General features: G+C 42.8%; 18 protein-coding genes. 14 read left to right on the top strand and 4 right to left on the bottom strand.

Features of this window, described 5'->3' with window-relative positions:
- Positions 1 to 3 precede the first annotated feature (3 nt).
- From trmD to tyrA, 4 genes are all read left to right on the top strand, one after another.
- A complete protein-coding gene (trmD, locus tag GFB48_RS13395) occupies positions 4 to 759 on the top strand; it encodes a tRNA (guanosine(37)-N1)-methyltransferase TrmD (RefSeq protein WP_163936705.1) in 756 nt (251 codons plus the stop codon).
- Between the two features lie 18 nt (positions 760 to 777).
- Entirely contained in the window at positions 778 to 1,125 is a 348-nt protein-coding gene (gene rplS / locus GFB48_RS13390) for a 50S ribosomal protein L19 (RefSeq protein WP_163936702.1), read from the top strand.
- Positions 1,126 to 1,527: 402 nt separating this feature from the next.
- Positions 1,528 to 2,601 carry a 3-deoxy-7-phosphoheptulonate synthase gene (locus tag GFB48_RS13385; RefSeq protein WP_163936699.1) on the top strand — a complete coding sequence of 358 codons (1,074 nt, stop codon included), beginning with the start codon at positions 1,528 to 1,530 and terminating at the stop codon, positions 2,599 to 2,601.
- Positions 2,602 to 2,606: 5 nt separating this feature from the next.
- A complete protein-coding gene (gene tyrA / locus GFB48_RS13380) occupies positions 2,607 to 3,743 on the top strand; it encodes a bifunctional chorismate mutase/prephenate dehydrogenase (protein ID WP_163936696.1) in 1,137 nt (378 codons plus the stop codon).
- 476 nt (positions 3,744 to 4,219) lie between these two features.
- Here the strand turns inward: tyrA and GFB48_RS13375 are convergent, their stop codons facing one another.
- A complete protein-coding gene (locus GFB48_RS13375) occupies positions 4,220 to 6,091 on the bottom strand; it encodes a chorismate mutase (protein ID WP_163936694.1) in 1,872 nt (623 codons plus the stop codon).
- Positions 6,092 to 6,360: 269 nt separating this feature from the next.
- Here GFB48_RS13375 and GFB48_RS13370 point away from each other — a divergent pair, with 269 nt between their 5' ends.
- Both GFB48_RS13370 and GFB48_RS13365 read left to right on the top strand, forming a co-directional pair.
- Positions 6,361 to 7,500 carry a serine hydrolase gene (locus GFB48_RS13370; protein WP_163936691.1) on the top strand — a complete coding sequence of 380 codons (1,140 nt, stop codon included), beginning with the start codon at positions 6,361 to 6,363 and terminating at the stop codon, positions 7,498 to 7,500.
- A gap of 141 nt (positions 7,501 to 7,641) precedes the next feature.
- Positions 7,642 to 8,808 carry an Ldh family oxidoreductase gene (locus GFB48_RS13365; protein WP_163936688.1) on the top strand — a complete coding sequence of 389 codons (1,167 nt, stop codon included), beginning with the start codon at positions 7,642 to 7,644 and terminating at the stop codon, positions 8,806 to 8,808.
- A gap of 65 nt (positions 8,809 to 8,873) precedes the next feature.
- Here GFB48_RS13365 and raiA read toward each other — a convergent pair whose 3' ends face one another.
- Positions 8,874 to 9,215 carry a ribosome-associated translation inhibitor RaiA gene (raiA, locus tag GFB48_RS13360; protein ID WP_163936684.1) on the bottom strand — a complete coding sequence of 114 codons (342 nt, stop codon included), beginning with the start codon at positions 9,213 to 9,215 and terminating at the stop codon, positions 8,874 to 8,876.
- A 332-nt stretch (positions 9,216 to 9,547) separates the two neighbouring features.
- On the opposite strand from raiA, the gene GFB48_RS13355 reads away from it, so the two are divergent.
- Positions 9,548 to 10,198 (top strand): cytochrome b/b6 domain-containing protein, encoded by a 651-nt coding sequence (locus GFB48_RS13355; RefSeq protein ID WP_163936653.1) that lies wholly within the window; start codon positions 9,548 to 9,550, stop codon positions 10,196 to 10,198.
- Between the two features lie 16 nt (positions 10,199 to 10,214).
- Here GFB48_RS13355 and GFB48_RS13350 read toward each other — a convergent pair whose 3' ends face one another.
- The gene (locus tag GFB48_RS13350; RefSeq protein WP_163936650.1) at positions 10,215 to 11,723 is read right to left on the bottom strand and encodes a DUF3612 domain-containing protein; all 1,509 of its coding nucleotides are present in this window, start codon (positions 11,721 to 11,723) and stop codon (positions 10,215 to 10,217) included.
- 159 nt (positions 11,724 to 11,882) lie between these two features.
- On the opposite strand from GFB48_RS13350, the gene GFB48_RS13345 reads away from it, so the two are divergent.
- The gene (locus tag GFB48_RS13345; RefSeq protein WP_163936647.1) at positions 11,883 to 12,293 is read left to right on the top strand and encodes a hypothetical protein; all 411 of its coding nucleotides are present in this window, start codon (positions 11,883 to 11,885) and stop codon (positions 12,291 to 12,293) included.
- Between the two features lie 221 nt (positions 12,294 to 12,514).
- Here the strand turns inward: GFB48_RS13345 and GFB48_RS13340 are convergent, their stop codons facing one another.
- Positions 12,515 to 12,856 carry an L-rhamnose mutarotase gene (locus GFB48_RS13340; protein WP_163936644.1) on the bottom strand — a complete coding sequence of 114 codons (342 nt, stop codon included), beginning with the start codon at positions 12,854 to 12,856 and terminating at the stop codon, positions 12,515 to 12,517.
- Between the two features lie 370 nt (positions 12,857 to 13,226).
- On the opposite strand from GFB48_RS13340, the gene GFB48_RS13335 reads away from it, so the two are divergent.
- The 6 genes from GFB48_RS13335 to GFB48_RS13310 all read left to right on the top strand — a co-directional run bounded on the left by GFB48_RS13335 (position 13,227) and on the right by GFB48_RS13310 (position 19,745).
- The gene (locus GFB48_RS13335; protein WP_163936641.1) at positions 13,227 to 13,604 is read left to right on the top strand and encodes a hypothetical protein; all 378 of its coding nucleotides are present in this window, start codon (positions 13,227 to 13,229) and stop codon (positions 13,602 to 13,604) included.
- Between the two features lie 82 nt (positions 13,605 to 13,686).
- On the top strand, positions 13,687 to 16,023 hold the full coding sequence (locus tag GFB48_RS13330; RefSeq protein ID WP_163936639.1) for an alpha-N-acetylglucosaminidase: 2,337 nt from the start codon (positions 13,687 to 13,689) through the stop codon (positions 16,021 to 16,023).
- Positions 16,024 to 16,763: 740 nt separating this feature from the next.
- Entirely contained in the window at positions 16,764 to 17,390 is a 627-nt protein-coding gene (locus tag GFB48_RS13325) for a hypothetical protein (RefSeq protein WP_163936636.1), read from the top strand.
- Positions 17,391 to 17,460: 70 nt separating this feature from the next.
- Positions 17,461 to 17,913, top strand: coding sequence for a hypothetical protein (locus GFB48_RS13320; protein ID WP_163936633.1), 453 nt, complete (start codon positions 17,461 to 17,463; stop codon positions 17,911 to 17,913).
- A 206-nt stretch (positions 17,914 to 18,119) separates the two neighbouring features.
- Positions 18,120 to 18,674, top strand: coding sequence for a CbrC family protein (locus tag GFB48_RS13315; RefSeq protein WP_163936630.1), 555 nt, complete (start codon positions 18,120 to 18,122; stop codon positions 18,672 to 18,674).
- A gap of 624 nt (positions 18,675 to 19,298) precedes the next feature.
- Positions 19,299 to 19,745, top strand: coding sequence for a hypothetical protein (locus tag GFB48_RS13310; RefSeq protein ID WP_163936627.1), 447 nt, complete (start codon positions 19,299 to 19,301; stop codon positions 19,743 to 19,745).
- Positions 19,746 to 19,908 lie beyond the last annotated feature (163 nt).

Raw genomic sequence — 19,908 nt, 5'->3', positions numbered from 1 at the left:
GACATGCAGTTAGGGGTAATCACCCTGTTTCCTGATATGTTTCGTGCCATCACTGATTTTGGAGTGACGGGTCGAGCCATTAAAAATGGCACATTGACGTTGCAGACATGGAATCCTCGCGATTTCACCCATGATAAACACAGTACTGTGGATGACCGACCTTTTGGCGGTGGCCCAGGAATGCTTATGATGGTGCAACCGTTAACTGACGCAATCTCAGCGGCAAAGTCAGCTTTAGGTGACGATGCTAAAGTGATTTACCTTTCACCTCAGGGTGAGACACTAACCCAAGCCGGTGTTGGTCGTTTGGTAAAGAATGAAAAGCTGATTTTAGTCTGTGGTCGATACGAAGGTATCGACGAGCGAGTAATCGAATCTTTAGTTGACGAAGAATGGTCAATTGGAGATTACGTGTTATCTGGCGGTGAGTTGCCAGCAATGACCTTGATTGACGCAGTTTCTAGGCTAGTGCCTGGGGTACTGGGAAAACAAGCGTCGGCTGAGCAGGATTCATTCTCAGATGGACTGTTAGATTGCCCGCATTACACCAGACCTGAAGTGTTAGACGGTGTCGGCATCCCAGATGTGTTAAAAAGTGGCAACCACGAAAAAATACGTCGCTGGCGTCTGAAACAGTCCTTAGGTAGGACATGGCTAAGACGACCAGAGTTGTTTAACAACCTAGCTCTGACTGACGAGCAAGCATCTTTGTTTGCAGAATTCGCCGCCCAATACCGCGAGCAGTCATCGGACAGTTAATCTAGATTGGAGAGAGCAATGAGCAATATTATTAAGCAGCTCGAGCAAGAGCAAATGAAAACTGACCTACCTGCATATGCACCAGGTGATACTGTTGTTGTACAGGTACGTGTTAAAGAAGGTGAAAAGAGTCGTCTACAGGCTTTTGAAGGCGTTGTAATCGCAGTTAAAAACCGTGGTCTACATTCTTCTTTCACTGTACGTAAAATGTCTAATGGCGAAGGCGTAGAGCGTTGTTTCCAAACTCACAGCCCATTGGTAGAACAAATTCAAGTTAAGCGTCGCGGTAAAGTTCGCGCTGCTAAACTGTACTACCTACGTGGCCGTACTGGTAAAGCTGCTCGTATCCGCGAGAAGCTTGGCTAAGACTCGATTTTATCGAGTATACAAAACGCATTGTTCGCAGCAGAGCCCGCCTTTATGGCGGGTTCTTGCTATCTAGAATTTGTGACACTACTTTATTGCAGCCACAATGTTTTTCTTCATCCAGACTAGATGGACGGTTATCTAGAGTGGATTATCCCCGCCATTAAGCGAATTTTAGAACAAGGACCTGGTGTTAAGTACCATCAAAAATAATGCCATTGGGTTGCTGAAGATAGCGACAGAGGCTAGTAAAATCCCCCCTAGCTTGAATGAGTTCTTGCTAAACTGCAAAAAACTACCCACTTGAAGTAAATTAAAGGCGAAAAGTCCTAAAACCCTTGAAACCATTCCGAGCTATAGGCATATTGACGTTATAAACATTTTATAAATTCGGTATGTATCATGGATCAAAAGAACCTACATGATGTTCATATAGCTGGTGAACAAGTCTTGATTACTCCACAACAATTAAGTGAAAAGCTGCCTTTATCTGAAAAAGCGGCAGATTTTATCGCAAATGCTAGAAAAACGGTTTCTAATATTGTTCATAAGCGTGACAACCGTTTATTAGTGGTTACCGGTCCATGCTCTATTCATGATATTGATTCAGCGAAAGAATATGCGCTTAAATTGAAAGAGTTGTCTAAAAAAGTAGACGATCAACTATACATTGTTATGCGTGTTTATTTTGAAAAACCTCGTACTACCGTCGGTTGGAAAGGGTTAATTAACGATCCTAATATTGATGGTAGCTTTGAAGTTGAACAGGGGTTACATACCGCCCGTGAACTGCTGATCTGGTTAGCTGAGTTAGAAATGCCTGTTGCAACAGAGGCACTTGATCCTATTTCTCCACAATATTTATCTGAACTTATCAGTTGGTCGGCAATTGGCGCCCGTACTACTGAATCGCAAACTCACCGTGAAATGGCCTCTGGTCTTTCAATGCCAGTAGGCTTTAAAAATGGTACTGATGGTAAGTTACAAGTCGCTATTGATGCTTTAAAAGCGGCAACTCATTCACACCGCTTCATGGGTATTAATGGCCAAGGCCAAGTGGCATTACTGCAAACCAACGGTAACCCCGATGGCCATGTGATCCTGCGTGGTGGTAAACAACCGAACTATGATTCAGTGAATATTCGCCAAGCCGAAGAGCAGTTGCATAATGCCAAACTTAATGCCCGCCTAGTGGTTGATTGTAGTCATGGTAATTCCAATAAAAACCATAATTTGCAACCTTTAGTCACTCAAAATGTGGTACAGCAGATTGTTGATGGCAATAAATCTATTATTGGTATTATGTTAGAAAGTCATTTGAATTCTGGTAACCAATCCAGTGATTTGCCTAAATCACAATTGCAATATGGGGTTTCAATTACTGATGCTTGCATTGATTGGCAGACCACAGAAGAGTTATTGATGGCTTCAGCGGCTAAGTTGGCGGCAACGGTGCCGACTCGATTCGAGAACTGATTACCATGAATGAACAAACCACCCAAGAATTAGAAGTCCTTAGGGATCAAATTGATGCCGTTGATAAGAAATTATTAACATTAATTCGTCAGCGCTTAGACTTAGTGGCCAAAGTCGGTGGTGTGAAGCATAAAGCCGGGGTGCCAATTTATGCCCCTAAGCGTGAAGCAGCGATGTTAGCCAAGCGTCGCAGTGAAGCAGAAGGCTTAGATATTTCACCACAGTTAATTGAAGATATTTTACGTCGACTGATGCGTGAATCTTACCTCAATGAAAAAGATGTCGGCTTCAAACAAATCAATCCAGCCATGAAAGATATCATCATTATTGGTGGGCATGGTCAGTTAGGAAGTTTGTTTGCGCAAATGTTTAGTCTATCGGGCTATAACGTGGTGAAGTTCGGTAAGCAAGATTGGGCTAGTGCAGAGCAACATTTTGCCAATGCCGGCATGGTTTTAGTGACGGTGCCAATTAATGCCACTCATGACATTATTAGCAAGCTAGGAAATCTTCCACAGGACTGTATTTTAGCGGATTTAACGTCGATTAAAGCGGCACCTCTACAAACTATGCTAGAAGTGCACAAGGGGCCGGTAGTGGGCTTACATCCGATGTTTGGTCCAGATGTTGGCTCGTTAGCAAAGCAGTTAGTGGTTGTCTGTCATGGTCGTCATAGTGAGGCCTATCAATGGCTGTTGGATCAAATTGGCATTTGGGGTGCAAAATTGATCGAAGCCGATGCACATAAACATGACGATGCCATGCAACTTGTGCAAGCTATGCGTCATTTTAGTACCTTTGTTTATGGCTACAACTTGTATAAAGAAAACGCTGATATTGAAACTTTATTGCAATTTAGCTCTCCAATTTATCGTTTAGAGCTGGCAATGGTAGGTCGTTTATTTGCTCAGGATCCTGAACTGTATGCGGATATTATCTTTGCTCAGCCCCATAACCATGATGCTATTAGTGACTACTTAGGTCGCTATCAGCAGGCGCTAGAGTTGCTAAACAATGGTGATCGCCAAGGTTTTGTTGATACCTTCAAAGAAGTGGCCGACTGGTTTGGTGATTTTGCTAAGCAGTTCCAAAAAGAGAGCCGTTCTATGTTGATGTCTGCCAATGATTCACGAGTCGACTAAATTTACTGCGTTTGCTTTGCGCTAACTGCGTTACTTTCGAAAAACGACCCGAGTTTTATAGGCAAGCTAAGTTTTTGCTACATTAGCTTTGTAATTTCTTCGTTGCCTGCATAAAGCCACCTGCATCACGTAGCTCACTACGCTCAACAGGTTGGCTTTAATTGGCGCCTTGAACTTCCTTTGCTAGCCTTGCAAAAATCCCGGGCTCGTTTTTCTCAGTGCCTTGTTATCACTTCGCAAGCCTTGTAAATTACCCCGATAAAAATTGAATACAAAAATGCCGAGTTAGATAACTCGGCATTTTTGTTTATATTGCTTTAAGGCTTTAAGGCTTTAAGGCTTTAAGGCTTTAAGGCCATAATACTTTCCAGCTTTCCAGCTTTCCAGCTTTCCAGCTTTCCAGCTTTCCAGCTTTCCAGCTTTCCAGCTTTCCAGCTTTCCAGCTTTCCAGCTTTCCAGCTTTCCAGCTTTCCAGCTTAGAGTAACTCCCTCACTGACGCCGCTAGGCTGTCTCCATCAAAACCGTCTTTGTTATCAAGCGACAGGCTAACACCAGCAAAACCTAGTGCTTTAATGGCGATGGCGGTTTGGCTGGCGATAGCTGGGTGAGCAAGAGTACCACTAGGCTCAATAATAATCGCACAGGGGCAGTCTGCTTTTAGTTGTTGTAGCTTAACAATATCTAGCACGTCGCATTCTATTAGCAACACTAACTGTTGGTTGCCCTTAGCTAAAATCTTAGTAATCTGCGCTACACTAACAGCTGCGGCATCTAGGCTGCTGCGCACAATCACAGGCTTATGTGCGTGGCCTAGAGCATCAATCAGCTCTTGGTGTACCAGATGCTGAGCATTAACGCTTAAACCGCTTACTAGCGATAATAGCGCTTGTACTTGCGTGGCAGATTGCGCCTCGGCAATCACATTTAAACGCATATCTTTGCTGGTCTTATTAATATGATCAAACAGGGCTTCATCTTGAGATTGAGGGTAACTTAATAACAGAGCATCCACAGCGACATCTTTACTGGCTTGGCAATCTAGATTGATTTGCGCAAGGTTCATGCCTTGGCTGTGGGTGAATACCGCAAAGTAATTACCATCCCCTAATGTACCCTTGGCAAAATTAACACTGGTTGGGCGCTCAATCAGAAACTCACGGCTGTCTTCTTTTGATAGTAACTGCGCCGCATCAAGTTCGGTTGGGCTTACTTTATCGGTTGGATAACAGCCTAAAATCTTAATAAAACGGGTAATTGCTGCTACTTCACTTAATGCCGACTGCATCTTGTCTTGCTGCAGATTACCTTCGACATCTATATAGAACATTTCTTCCCAAGGATTGCCTTGAATTGGGCGGGACTCAAGCTTGGTCATATTAATGTTATGACTCTTAAATACACTCAGTACATCTACTAGGGCCCCTGCCTTTTGACCTGTAGCAATAATAAGCGTGGTCTTAGCTGGGATTTGCAGTGGTACCGAAACCGATTGTCTCGCCACAATCACAAAGCGACTTTGGTTTAGGCTTTGATTTGAAATTTTATTTTGTAGCGGTTTAAGGCCATAGTGGATGCCGCCTAGCTCACTACCAATGGCGGCAATGCTAGGGTCTTGCAGTCGTTGTACTGCCTGCATGGCATCAGCAGAGCTGGCACAATATTCAATCTTTAGGTGCGGATGCTGTTTTAAAAACAGGCTGGTCTGACTGATAGGTTGGGAGTGGCCATAAACGGTAGTCACTTTATCTAAGTCCGCCTCCGCTAAGCCTAATAGGCAATGATCAACATCAATTTGAGTCTCACCAATGATGGCTAAAGAGGTATGCTGCAGTACATCGTAGACCTCGTTAATGCTGCCCGATGACGTGTTTTCCACAGGTAAAAAGCCCAAGTCTGCTTGGGAAGATTCAACCTTATCAATGATCTCTGAAAAGCTCGCGCAACCTAGCTCTAACATTTGCGCCTGTCTGGCCTGACAATAAAGACTTGAGGCAATATGCGAATACGACCCTTTGGTTCCTAAAAAGGCGATACGGTAATGATCTTGTCCAAGCTCTGGGTTGGCACGACTAGAGAGAAAATTTTGTTGGTAGCGAACCGAGTCTTCAATAATGCCTTGGAATACTTTAGTCACATAATGGGCTTCAAGGCCCATTTCATTACCGATTTTGGTAAGACGTGCCAGTAATTGCTGTTCACGTTCAACATCACGAATAGGCTTGAGGGTTTGCTCTTTAGATAGGGCGACGTTAACGCTAAGGTTACGACGTTTGGCTAATAAGCTCAGTAATTGCTCATCCAATTCTGTGATGGCTTTACGTGTGGTATCTAAAGGAGGCTGACTCATTGGAGATCCTAATCGGCGGATATTTTTTAATTAATTTTAATGGCTTTGATTATCTCAGTGTTAGTCACGATGTCAACTGAATGAATTGAATAATCCAGCCTAAATAAGGGCTATGACAGGATTGGCTTGTATACTTTTAGGGGAACTGGCAGAGGTATTATATTGGGTTACACTTTTAAACATTTAGGGGATACTTTCAAGTGCAGTATTGATGGATGATTGAACGTAACCGTTGGCCTTCTAACGGTCTTGCTTAACAAGGATGCATTGTGAAAAAAATTATCGCGTTATTAACTGTGGTAGGGCTAGTGGTTTGGTTATTGCAGCCGTTGAACCCGTTACAGTCATCAGCTTTAGATAAAACCATTGATGTACAACACTCTAATTGTGGCTTTGAGCTGGTCAATAGTACCACAGCGATAATACGGGATTATTTAAGCGCTGAACATTTTATCGGAGTGACTTCGGGAATATACCAACAGGGCTGTGGTACTGTATTAGTAGCCGCAGGCTTTCGCGATAAGTTGTCAGTGTTACCCTTTGAAGTTGATACCATTACTCGGATAGCTTCTATTACTAAGCCGATGACGGCCGTGGCTATAATGCAGTTGTATGAGCAAGGGCTCATTGAACTGGATAGCCCGTTGGCAGATTATTTAACGGTGCTGCCTAAGAGTCACCAAGCCATCACGATTAAACAGTTATTGAATCATACTTCAGGCGTGCCCCATTATTCGTCTAAGTGGGATGCCATGTCATTTAGCCATTATAACTCCCTTAATGAAGCTCTTGCAGAAATATACCAAAGACCGTTGGCAACGCCACCTGGACAACAATATCAGTATTCATCATTTGCTTATACCATTTTAGGCAAGGTTATCGAGCAGGTATCAGGCCTGTCCTATGGCGATTACATGGCGCACTATATTTGGCAACCGGCAGGTATGACGCACACCTCCCTTGAAACAGGTCATACCCTTGTCAATAAATCTAGCCTATATATTAAGGCAGGGCCTTTGTATGTGCGCAGTCCTTACACCGACTTAAGTGTGATTTATCCCGCTGGCGGGGTGCAATCCACTGCTGCAGATTTATTGAAATTTGGCCAAGCCATAATCGATAATCAATTAATTAGTCGCCAAACCCTTGAGTTAATGATTGATGCTAAAGGCTCTTTAGCAACATTGGTCGGTGATGATCCTTATGCACTAGGTTGGTCAGTGAATTCTGATACAGCTAATGGCACCATTATTAGCCATTCAGGTGCACAGCCTGGGGTAAGCGCTTATTTTCAAATTTGGTTAGATAAAAAGACGGTCGCTGTTACCTTATCGAATGCTTTTGGTACTAAGGGCAGTGCTTTTGCAATGACAAATGAACTGGGACAGTTAGTAGTCACTTCTCAGTAGCCTAAGAGCCATCATCAGCATCACTGTTGATGTCACCATCCATGAAAACAATTCATTATCTTTCAATTGCTTAGTTCTTGTTAAAGCTTGTGCATAGGCACTAGAGTAGCTGTGATTTTTATACAACCAGAGGATACTAAAATGGCAGCTAAGAAGACCATTGAATTTGATAATGACTACTTCCACTTTGTGGTAAAACAGGGCTGGTTACATATTGGCGGCAGTGAAGCACAAGCTCAGGCGATTGCTGATAATTTATTATTAGCTGGGCTGCAGGGAAAACTTTATCAAGGCTTAGGGGTTATAGAAGCGCTGACGATACCCTTTGAAGCAGGTGCGTTAGATCCAAAAGCAGAACCTGAAATTGAATCAGAAGGTCCAACTTGGGCGGTTTACAAAGGTAATAAAGCCAGTGGTCACTATGTTTGTGGCTTGATGGCAGAAACGGCAATCAGTAAAGCTAAGCAGTACGGCATGGCTATCGTGTTTGGTCATGATCACTATGATGGAGGTTCATTTACTGCCTATACCAAAAAGGCCATCGATGCGGGCATGTATGCCCAATCATCGAACAATTCCTTGCCGCTTTCTGCACCCTACGGTGGTAAAGATTTTGCTTTGTCCACCCCCCCATTCGATGCCGCTTTAGTCGGTGGCGAAGAAGTACCTATCGTGACTTCGCTGAAGCTATGCGAAGGTTATGATGCCGATATTTCTGATGCCATTATTGAAGATAGGGACTTGCATGCCCCCTTGCTGGTCGATCCTGAAACTGGTGAGTTAACCGCTGATGCCAGAAAATGGGGCGCCTTGATCCCTGGCTATGGCCGAGTCGCGGATTGTCGAGCCCCTTGGACGTTTACCAATCCACGCTTATATGCCTTGAATATTTGGAATGAATTACTGTGTGCAATTATCAATCCTAAAGGAGTGATCACTTCCGAATTACCGCCATTGCCTACGGATTACTTAAAGCCAGGTGCTCCTTCTCCGGTGGGGGGCTCATACATTTTAGTGATTGATCCGAGTCATTTTGGACCCCTTGAGGAAGTGCAACGAAAATCCGATGCTTTTGTTCGAGCGTTAACTCAGTCTACACCTCGAGCCGGATTTGATGAGGTGCAAATGCCTGGTCAAAAAGGGCAGCAAGCAATGCGTCAAGGAGCAACAAGTCATTTGGTGATGGATGCTCATTGGCAAGCTTACAAAGACTTTTTATCTCGTCAGGGCTTAACGATTGAGGAGTTGAATCAACGTTGGCTACAACAGGTTGGTCCGCAAGTAGCTGATAGCACCATGCAATACTAATAATAAAATCAGAAGGAACAAAAAAGCAGCGATAAATCGCTGCTTTTTTTGTTCCTTATTAAAGTTTATGCCGCCTCAGCTTCCAATTCAGCTTCTTCATCTTGGTAGTAGCGTTGACGCTGACCGCCTTTACGAATTTTCTTGCTCATTTTGGTGAGTTTCTGCCTTTCTAGCTTATTGGCTAATTTGGCCATGGCTTTGTAAAAATCTTCCGCTTTGGCTTTGGCAAATAGTTCCCCACTGGCGAACACAAATTTAGCTTCAATAATAAAGTTATTTGGCTCTTGGCTGATGTAGACATGATTGCTAATCATTGTATTATCTAGCTTTTTCAGCTTCTTGATACAGCTATTAATGCGAGATTTCATAGCGTCGCTGATGGTGATTTGTTTGCTTGTAATCGTCATAGATATGCACCTCTTTGTTTGCGTCTACAACTTCACATTACTCCTATTTTGAACCTTTTGAAAAGCAAAAAATGACCCTAAAAAGTGCGTTTGCTTAAAGCTTGAACAAACGGTATTAGTGCTGGAAAAAAGCACGATTTAGCTATTGTAATAGCCTAAAAATAGGCGCATATTGGGTAAGATAACTCAGGATGAAGTCTGCCTTTGAGTATGAAATTTATACTGTTAAAATGTCGAATGTCGAATGTCGAATGTCGAATGTCGAATGTCGAAAGCTTGAGTTCACTTCTCTAATCCCCACTTACATCCCATTAAAACAAAAGGACAATACAATGACTCACGCTTGGGATCTGCCTACCCGTTTATTTCACTGGTTAAATTTATTGTTGCTGGTGGGGTTGTGGTGGTCTGGTGAAAATTCTGAAATGGATATCCACCAATTATTAGGCTTTAGCTACTTAGGTTTGTTGTTAACCCGCCTTTGTTGGGGCGTGATTGGCAGTAACAGTGCTCGCTTTAGTTACTTAACGGCTTCAATAAAAGAGCTTAAGGCGTTTATCGCAGCTAGGGGCAATAAAGAATACCTAGGCCATAATCCAATCGGCAGCTTAATGGTAATTGCCTTCTTTATGGTATTTAGTCTGCAAGTGTTTAGCGGTTTGTTCGCCAGTGATGATGTATTCGTAGAAGGGCCGTTATATGCCTATGCCTCGGATGAGTTGGCCTCAACCATGGGATGGCTGCACCATAACTTGTTTGATGTGATCATGGTGTTGGCGGCGCTGCATATTGTTGCCATTATTGCCCACAGACTCAAAGGCGAGAAACTAACATCGGCTATGGTGACCGGTACCAAGGCCATCGCCGATAAGCCGGCTTACCTTGGCTATAAAGCCAATGCCCTAATTGCATTGGCCATTTGGCTGGCGATTAATCTGCCGATTTATCACTATTGGATTAAGCCGGTATTAGAGGGCATGTAATTCCATCATTGACCTGTTAATCGTAACAGCTTGGCTGCCTTGGGCAGCCGCTTCCCCGCGAGCAGATCAGCTTAGCTTCGGTGTCTAGGCTGCGCTCCACCCAGTTAATATTCAAAATTCGCGACACACTCAATAGTTGCCTTTTCACGCTTGGTGCCAACAATGATTGGCCACCGTTGGCAATGCACATGCTTTTAAGATCCTGCGCCAGTTCAAGGGCATCAATCCCCTGAGCTTCAATGGCAGGATTAAGATCAATACCAGCACACAACACATGACCAGAGCCCTGTAAATCATTAACGTTTATTGATTCACAGGAGTAAATACGGGGTCCATCTGGGCCTTCTAACAACGATAACTGCGAACTGGAGCCTTGGCTAGGGCTCGAGATCATTCTAAATACTGCCCAGTGATGGCAGGGATCGTTGATCTGACGCATATTACCCCAGGGCAAGGGAATACCATTACCGCGATATACGGCCTTTAACTTACCCGGAGAATAGGCATCAAAATAATGCCAATGGCGATAGGGTGAGACTGCTGTCATACGGCGCATGGCCACTGAGGTCGATACATCAGCCACCTTATGGGTATTAATCTCGTAACCGTTGCGATCAAGCAGCTGCCTAAAGGGGACTTTAGGGCAAAGCAGTGCGCCCGCAAAAAAACTGGCCTCAAAGTTCCGCCAAGCCCGCAGAATATCTTGAGCATTGATGCCCTGATGGTCGCCACTAATGGCATCGTTGAGGTTGGAATTATGGCTACGACCAGCCACTAGCACAGTGTCTAGCGCTTCTGATTGGTGTAAAATTTTATGGCCAATATGTACTGCTAAATCATACTTCAAGCGTCGTGGGTACTGCTGCAGACGTTTGTTAATGTATAGCTGATCACCGCTGAGCATAAATGAAGTGACCATTTCAGAACTGCCAGTACGACCAAGTTTAATGACTTCAGCAGGGGCGTTATCAAACCATTGGTAACGTATGCCTAAGTTACTGCATATATCTACTAAATCAGTAAAGCTCAAAGGTAACCGTTTTAAGCCTACTTCCTCGGCCGCCCGCTCAAGATCGGGGAAGTGGTTTTGATGATGTTCTTGGTGGGCGCGAATAAGCAGGTGGGCAAATTGACTGCCCTCGATGCCCGTTTGTGACAATAATTCTGGGATGGCAATCTGTAAAATATCATTTGAGAATAAGAAGCTAGGCTCTAACGGAATGCCTTTAATGCCACCATGGCTGCCTTTGTTAACTGAGATGTTATCCCCGGAGGCTGCGTCATCTAAAAAGTAGTTCACAGGCTTTTGAAACACATTGGCCACCACCGACAGCATTTCTCGGCTCGGTACCCGCTTGCCACGTTCAATCATAGACAGGTAAGACACACTTGGGGCGTACTCAGGATCAATCCGAATGCATCTAGCCGATAAGTCTTCCATGGTTAACTTATTGCTTTTTCGAAGGTTTCTTATCTTGGTTCCCAAGAAGTGGGACTGTCTCATTAAACTGGCTTTTGCTTTCATAATTGTAAAATTTACAGTGTAAAATTTTTATTGTGAAATTTTAAGTTAATGAATTGTAGTATTAATATCAAGTTAAAATTTAAAACCAACTAGACTCGGTTTTACTCATTTTAGCGACAACTTACGACAAGATAGCGATAGAGGTGGCTTATGCAACACATGCAAACAAACACAAAGGTTGGTACAGCAAATCTTTTCCAGTGGCAGCTTGGTGCTGCACAATCTTGCGTGCGCTTGGTTGGTGACAGCGCTTTTATGAATCAGAATGAAAGTGTCAAAGTCGAAGAAGGCCTAACCCTAATGGATGCCTTTTTCCCTCTGCAAGAAGGCTCCCATAAGGACGTAAAATGTTATCTGGTGTATTACAACCATCTATTAGCTTGCTTTGAAGATGGTCGTCAATGTGGACTCATGCACCCACAACAATTTCACGATTATGGTGGCTCTAAAGATGCGCCAGTATCGTTATTATTTAGGGACTACGGAGTACAAATAGACATCGACTTAGCCCCTTGTGAGCGCCACCGCCATTGTGCTCAAATTGATAAGTTCTCAATGAAAGGGCTTTAGTTTCAATATCTTGCCTGTTGGTTTAAGGGGTAGCTTAAATCAACAGGGGAAATTATGTCTAGTCGCGGTCATTGCCATATGCGGTCAGATATATCTGTTGCCGCAGCGATGAGAGCGCATCACTCTTTGCTGCTATTTGCAAGCGGACATAACCATAAATTGTGTCGATATATCCTTAACTTAGTTTTTAAATCTTGCTTGGTTTGGTCGTGAGAAATGGCTTAGGTAAGGTGAAATATGTTTTTCATTTCAACCCATTTTTCTCCTGCTTTCGCCCAAGGAAGATATTGCTGAAAAGTAGACATTAAGTTTTCCCATTCTTGAACTTTGGGGTTGTTTGCATCAGAAATCGCTTTTTGGTGAGCATTAAAGTGCGCGTTAACCTCTATGATCATAAACAGGCGGTTGCCAGTTAGAAATATTTGCATATCTTCAATACCTGCATCTCGAATCGATTGGGTGACCTCAGGGAACACATTTTCTGTTTGATGCCAACGGATATAGCTGTCAATAAGTTTTGGGTCATCTTTAAGATCACAGGCAAGGCAGATTCTTTTAGTCATTATTTTGCTTTCTTATTAAGTGGATTGAAAATGATGAAATACAAAACCAAAAGCACTCCCAAGGCTCACTTTTTAGGAGGCTAACAATTAAGTTATCACTTATCTGCTAACAATGCATTCATGACTCATTAAGCCAAAGAGATTATTGGGAAAAAATGTGTTTGATAAGATGCATTCCCTCATTCTGATTTTATTATAAATAATATTTGGTCGTTGATTCCGGCTTTAATCCTTTTCAACCAAAGGTATGAGGTAGATCCTAGCGCAATTATGACAAGCGACTTTATGTTAGTAACGGGCGTTTTACTATTTGTAAACAATCACAAACTGGCACAACTTATGTGTAAGTAATCATGGTTAGGGCGAGCTGTTGATGCGGTTTAATCTGATGCAATCAGCATTAAAAATATTAGTGGTGGTATCACTATTGCTTCTTGGTTTGTATCACTTGGCTTTTTTCATCATGCCGAGTGTGACGATTCATAATGATTCAGGGCAGAGTATTGCATCCGCCAAGGTACTGCTAGCAAACAGCACCTTAGACTTTGGTGCGATACCCACTGGCGCAAGCAACACCATCCACTACCAACTAGCACAACCCGACGGCAGTTACCGCTACCACATCACCCTTAGTAACGGCACCACCCTCACCGCCAGCTGCGGCAACATCAGCAATAACCAAATTAACAAACGTATGCTTATTAAAGTAAAAAAAGGTTCACATATTATTTGTAGTGAAAGTATTTAATTCAGTAGTAGAGGCTCTTTACTATTAACTTAAACAGTTGATAAGTTATTGATTAGTAATGGCTAATATGGTTTCAATAAAAATGATTTCAATAACTAATAAACTCATAACAGTGCTTGCCCTGTCTGTAGCGCTATTTGGCTGCAGCAAACCACTTAGCCAAGCTAACCATACTGACGCAACTTTAGCTGCTGCAGCGCTCATCAACAGGGTAACCCCGTCCATTGCTGGGCAATTTATCCTTGAAGAGATCTCGGCTGAGGGAAAAAAAGATGTCTATGAATTAGAGTGGAAAACAGGACAGATTATTCTGCGTGGTAACAATGGCGTTAGCTTAGCCAGCGCTTATAACCACTACTTAGCCGAAGTGGTAGGGGTTCACTACTCCCTATGGGGTGAACAGATGAACCTACCGAAGGAGTTACCCAGCTTTGAAGGGGTGATTCGCAATGTGAACCAGCGTCAATATCGACACTTTTTTAATTACTGTACCTTTAACTATACCGCCAGCTGGTGGGATTGGGCCGAATGGCAACGCACCATCGATTTTCTGGCCATGAATGGCGTGAACATGCCGCTTTCGATCGTGGGTGTAGAGGCGGTGTGGTACCACACCATGATCGACTTAGGCCTATCTGATCTGCAGGCGCGTGAATTTTTATCTTCGCCGGTTTACTTAAACTGGCAGTGGATGAGCAACCTTGAAGGTACTGGCGGTCCACTACCAAAAAGCTGGATTGATAGCCATGAGAAACTGGCTAAGCAGATCATGGATCGTCAACTAGCCCTAGGCATGACCCCCATCGTCAATGGCTTCTCTGGTCATGTGCCGCGGGTATTTAAAGAGGCATTCCCCGAGGCTCGCATCGACCTTAAAAAAGGCTGGGCACGTAACACATTTGATGGCGCAGCGCAGCTCGACCCGACGGATCCACTGTTTGCTAAAGTGGGTAAAATCTACCTTGAAAATCAAATTAAACGTATTGGTGCCAGCCGTTATTTCATGACCGACCCGTTCCATGAGGGTAAGCCACCGGTTGAAGGTGACGAATACCTTTTGAAAGTAGGTCAAAGCATTGCCAACTTATTAACCTCGGTTCAGGAAGACGCCATTTGGGTCATGCAGGATTGGTCATTACGTCGTGCGCTGCTTGATGGCGTCGACAACGACAAGATGATGATCATGAACCTAAACGGCAGCCGTTGGCAAAATGGCAGCAAGCGTCATAACATTCCTGGCGCCAAAGATTTAGGCATCGCCTTTACCGTTGGCCAGCTCAACAATTTCGGTGGTCGTACCCATATGCATGGTGACCTAGAGCACCTAGCAAGCAACACTTTTTTACAGGCGAAAAAAGTATCCGACAACGTCGTTGGCACGGGCATGTGGATGGAGGGCATGGGGGCTAACCCAGTCAACCACCACCTAGCATTAGCCATGAACTGGCAAGCGGTAGAAGTGGATCTGGACAGTTGGATAGCAGGCTACATTAGCCAGCGCTATCGCAAAAACAGTGAATCACTCACCAAGGCGTGGCAATACCTGATTGAAGGCCCCTACAGTAAAGGTGGCTATGGCTACAGTTCGATGGTAGCCGCGCGTCCAGCGATTAATGCGGTGAAGTCAGGCCCTAACCGAAATCTCGATTTCTATTACGACAGTACACTTATCACTAAAGCGTGGGCACTGTTATTAGAAGAGGGTGAGGCGCTGTCCGATGTGGCGGGATACCGTTTTGATGTGGTCGACTTAGGTCGCCAAAACTTAGCCAACCTTGCGGCGGTGTATCAGCGCAATGTGAGCTTAGCTTACCTTGCCCGTGATAAAGCTCGCTTTAACCTTGCCCAGAAGAAGTTTATTAACCTTTTGGAGGATATTGACTCGCTACTGGCCACCGAAGAGAAGATCTTACTTGGAAAATGGCTCGCGGATGCCCAGGCGTGGGGCACTTCGGATGAAGAGCGTGCTTATATGCGCAGTCAAGCTGCTGCACTGATTACCGTTTGGGGCGCCGATACCATCAAGGGCGAACAACCTTACACGGTTCTTTATGATTACGCATGGCGTGAGTGGGCAGGTCTGGTTGATGGTTTTTATAAAAAGCGTTGGCAAATCTTCTTTGATGGCTTAAACGAAACCTTTGAGACAGGCCAGTGGTATCAGGATAGCCAACCAACCGTGTGGGGCCGTGCCGACATGAGAAGTGATGCACTTACCAGCAAAATCGCCGATTTTGAGTTTGAATTTGCCGCTAATCCACCTCAATTTAGCAGCAAGCCGGTAGGGGATACGGTGACCATCGCCAAAGCACTACTTGAAAAGTACTACGATGATCTAATGTCGATTCCTGCTAAGGGCTTAGCACCACTATCTGAGGCAGTATCGCCACAACAAGTGGTCGTGGATATGGGTGATTAACCCATAATATGGGTAATTGCAAACGGTACTGTTCGGCGCGATTGTTGTAAATTGGCGGTTGCAATATAAAAAAGCAGCGGCAAAGACTTGATGATATCGAATGCTCAGACCAGATAATCATTAAGACTTTAGCCTGATCCTGCACTTGGATTTTGAGCGTTAATCGTTCTAAATTTATTCAAACAGCTTAACTGATAGGTACTGTGCCCACGATTTGTCTTTAACTTGATTGCAGTGGTTAGTGGCGCGGGGTGTGGTTCACCAATAAGCTAGGCATGGATGCCAATAAGTACTGCCAGAGGCAGGAATCAACAAGAAGCCGATTTGCATACTCTAAGAAAAGTGCAAGGGCTTCCCTAATGGTGACTCAGCGGGGAAAGTGTTGAAGCTGCCATTATCAAATCAACACTCGCAACGGCACCACCCTCAACGCCAGCTGCGGCTACATCAGCAACCACCAAATCCACAAACGCTTCACCATCACAATAACCCCAACCCCAGAAGCCATCTGCAAAGACTTGGTATAGCTATGCTTACTCTGACCTATTGATTACAGTTCTTTGAAGGAAAGTTATTTTCAATTATTGACATTTACTTTCGGATATAGTTTTTGCTAAGTTATTGATTAATATCGAATGGCGTGGTTTTACGCCTGTTTACAGCGAACAACAATAAAGCCTTCTGTCGCTGCAATGCGGCTATTTATAAAGGCTTTAAATGACTAAGGAAGTTTACTAAAAATGGAAGTACATTGTTCAATTTGTAAAAGAGGTTTAGATTCTGAACATATTAACGTTGCCAAAGATACAGCATACTGCCAAAGCTGTAACCGAGTTACTAGCCTATCTTCCTTATTGGCAGCCAAACCAAGCAGGAGTTTTAGCACGACACAAGCTGGTGAAGGTATTGAAGTCTCAGACGATGGCTATAAATGGTCTATTGAAGCATCAAACCGTAGCTTAAAAGCGCTTTTTCTAGTGCCTTTTACCCTCGTGTGGGCTGGAGGTTCGTTGTCAGGCATTTATGGAACTCAATTATTCAATGGTGAATTTGACTTAGCACAATCACTTTTCGGACTCCCTTTCATCGTTGGTAGTATTGTATTAATAACTATCACTATGATGAGCTTATTTGGTCGCACTGCTGTTTCATATGAAAATGACGAGGCCGTGATTTTTATTGGTATAGGCTCGCTCGGGTGGTATAGAAGATTTGATTGGAAAAAGATAGATAAAGTTACTGAGAATGAATTAGGGCAACACAAACACATCTCTTTAGAGGGCCAAAAGAGAATAAATTTCGGTTGGGGGTTAAGTAGTGAAAAGCTCTACTACATGTCTAACTTCTTAAAAACAAAATTAAAATAAGATTAATGAAAGGGTGCACAGCGCTTTATTTGCCTAGTGTATGGCTTGTATTGTTAAGAGGGTTAAGCTCATGAAATTTAATGTTTACTTTTTATTTGGATACTCACCACGACCAAAGGTGCACTTGTTTATCGCAATATTATTTGCATGTATCAGCGGCATTCTCGCTATATATCTATTTTTACAAGCGCAGGAAAAGTTATCTTTATCTACCCTTACCAAAGGGGTTGTTATTGATTCTCAAGTAACTTCTAGAGGTTTTTACGCTCCTGAGATTGAATATTTGTATGATGGGGTAAATACAAAAACATTTGTATCCAGCCTATCTTCAAGTGAACAAAGTTATTTTAAAGGAGATGAAGTTGATGTCCTTATCGACTCAAAAAATTCTAAACCTATGCTGTTTAATTTTTTTACTTTATATGGCCTCACAGCGTTTGCAGGTCTATTTTCAGTGATATCTTGGCTGGGATCGTTAGGAATATATGTTTTAAGAGTACGCAATATCCGTGCGCCAATATAGATATTCATAATCATAAAAATAATCTGTTGTAGTAGCAGCTATAGCAGGCCAGTTTTTGCCGATAGTGATGTGCAGTTTTTCTGGTTCCTTAGAGAAATTTATGATTTATTTTAATAGGTTAAAGTGACATATTAATTGTTAGTTAAATTTTATGTGGGAGTTGATTTGGTTTCCGCTTAATAAAATGTCAATTATCTCGAGAGTATATGGAACTTCCAAAATTTAAATATCACCCAGAACCACTTGTTACAGGTTCTGTTGAAGAGTCAGATTGCGTTTGTCAATGTTGCGGTAAGAGTACTGGTTTTATTTACACAGGACTTCCATATTCTGAGGAAGACTTAGAAGATTCGATTTGTCCATGGTGTATAGCCAATGGCGAAGCACATAAAAAATTTGATGCTGAATTTACAGATCATGATGCTGTTGGTGATTATGGGTCATGGTCAGAAGTTTCCTCAGCGGTCAAAGAAGAAATAGCTTTTCGTACACCAGGCTTTAGCGGTTGGCAAGAACATAAGTGGTGGACTCATTGTAACGACGCGGCTTCTTTCATCGGATTAGCCGGTGCGAAGGAAATAAATGAATTTGGTCCTTCTTTAATTGAGCAGCTAAAGTTAGAAACTATTAATACATATAAAATAAGTGAAGAAGATTGGGAAGATTACTTTAATGCTTTAGACGCTAATGGTTCTCCTGTTGCATACATATTTAAATGCAATCATTGTGGTGAATTAGGTGGTTATTCTGATTTCGATTAAAAGAAGGCAATCAAGGTATTCAAATTGACATAATACGGTTGGTTGCTTCTCACTTCCGTCAACATTATAACGAATTATCTTTAGCTGCATATTGTGGCGTTACTATCCGAAGTGAAACTCACTTTTATCCATATCTTAGCTAGGCTGGCTAACTCGGAAATGCCCCTTTCCGAGTTACGAGTGACGAGAGCGGGCTTCGCCCTTCGAGGGATGAGTTAGAAGCATATTGGGAACAGGTCGGTATTTATACAGGTATAACTATTTCCCTTATTATTGGGTGACAAACAGAGCCAAAATTAGCCCTTTGAAGGCTCGATAATCTTCCAAAATTTAACTAAGTTATTGATTAACTTAAAAGTAGCCAAGGGATGTAGGGAAACCCTACATCCATGGTCTCGTTTTTGCCGAACGTGATTTTCAGTTTTTCTTAAAAATGAGAATAAATTGCACTTTATTTCAACAAGTTAACGTGACATATTATTTGTAAGTTAAATTTTGAGCGGAAGATTATCGAGCTTCCGCTTAATAAGCTGTTAGGTCTCTAGAGTATTTCTCATGCAATTGATTATAAAAATAATTTCAATTTTACTCTTTTTTCAAATCTTAAACGTTAATGGAGCTGACGTGGAACCAGAATCAAAACATATAGAATTGTCTACTGATACTTGGGTTTTAACTTTACCAGAATCATGGAAGCCTGAAGCTATCGAAGGCGGGGTTAGAGTCGATTCAGCGGATGAGGTATTTTCGATTTATGTATCCACATACAATGTTGATACTCCTATCAGTGGCTGGGCACAAAGGGATATCGAAATAGTTAAAAACTCCAAACATTCAGATCCAGAGAATGATTTTAAATACATGCAAGAAACAGTAGATTTGGATTCAAATATCCAATCTTTTGTTCTTGATGCATATGACAAAAAGAACAGCTTTCGAATTTATACACAGCACTTTCGAATGGGGAATAAACTTGTTACTTTTTCTATTCATGATTATTGGTGCCAGTCTTATAAAAAGTCTGTTAACTATACAAAGGATTTACTAAAAGGTTTTAAAATCAAGACCTAACAAGCGCCTTAAGAACGGGGCAGCTAAGAGTCTGCTCGGTTTCGCTCCGCTTCATATTTTAACAAACTATTATCAGCCCTTTATGCGGGCGTTGGTATGACTCCCCTTGTCAATAAAAAGATCTCTTTCTTCTCCAACACTAATTAGATTTCAGCCTCTATTA

The organism is Paraferrimonas sp. SM1919 (assembly GCF_010993985.1).
Classification (GTDB): Bacteria; Pseudomonadota; Gammaproteobacteria; order Enterobacterales; family Shewanellaceae; genus SM1919.
This window is presented reverse-complemented; position numbering and strand designations above follow the sequence as displayed.

What these genes read in the sequence shown, in the direction of transcription:
- GFB48_RS13365 (WP_163936688.1), top strand. Translation starts at nt 7,642, where the DNA reads ATGGCAGCTAAGAAGACCATTGAATTTGATAATGACTACTTCCACTTT.
- GFB48_RS13325 (WP_163936636.1), top strand. Translation starts at nt 16,764, where the DNA reads ATGGAAGTACATTGTTCAATTTGTAAAAGAGGTTTAGATTCTGAACAT.
- GFB48_RS13340 (WP_163936644.1), bottom strand. Translation starts at nt 12,856, where the DNA reads ATGACTAAAAGAATCTGCCTTGCCTGTGATCTTAAAGATGACCCAAAA.
- GFB48_RS13355 (WP_163936653.1), top strand. Translation starts at nt 9,548, where the DNA reads ATGACTCACGCTTGGGATCTGCCTACCCGTTTATTTCACTGGTTAAAT.
- GFB48_RS13375 (WP_163936694.1), bottom strand. Translation starts at nt 6,091, where the DNA reads ATGAGTCAGCCTCCTTTAGATACCACACGTAAAGCCATCACAGAATTG.
- GFB48_RS13350 (WP_163936650.1), bottom strand. Translation starts at nt 11,723, where the DNA reads ATGAAAGCAAAAGCCAGTTTAATGAGACAGTCCCACTTCTTGGGAACC.
- GFB48_RS13315 (WP_163936630.1), top strand. Translation starts at nt 18,120, where the DNA reads ATGGAACTTCCAAAATTTAAATATCACCCAGAACCACTTGTTACAGGT.
- GFB48_RS13345 (WP_163936647.1), top strand. Translation starts at nt 11,883, where the DNA reads ATGCAAACAAACACAAAGGTTGGTACAGCAAATCTTTTCCAGTGGCAG.
- tyrA (WP_163936696.1), top strand. Translation starts at nt 2,607, where the DNA reads ATGAATGAACAAACCACCCAAGAATTAGAAGTCCTTAGGGATCAAATT.
- trmD (WP_163936705.1), top strand. Translation starts at nt 4, where the DNA reads ATGCAGTTAGGGGTAATCACCCTGTTTCCTGATATGTTTCGTGCCATC.
- GFB48_RS13385 (WP_163936699.1), top strand. Translation starts at nt 1,528, where the DNA reads ATGGATCAAAAGAACCTACATGATGTTCATATAGCTGGTGAACAAGTC.
- raiA (WP_163936684.1), bottom strand. Translation starts at nt 9,215, where the DNA reads ATGACGATTACAAGCAAACAAATCACCATCAGCGACGCTATGAAATCT.
- rplS (WP_163936702.1), top strand. Translation starts at nt 778, where the DNA reads ATGAGCAATATTATTAAGCAGCTCGAGCAAGAGCAAATGAAAACTGAC.
- GFB48_RS13330 (WP_163936639.1), top strand. Translation starts at nt 13,687, where the DNA reads ATGATTTCAATAACTAATAAACTCATAACAGTGCTTGCCCTGTCTGTA.
- GFB48_RS13320 (WP_163936633.1), top strand. Translation starts at nt 17,461, where the DNA reads ATGAAATTTAATGTTTACTTTTTATTTGGATACTCACCACGACCAAAG.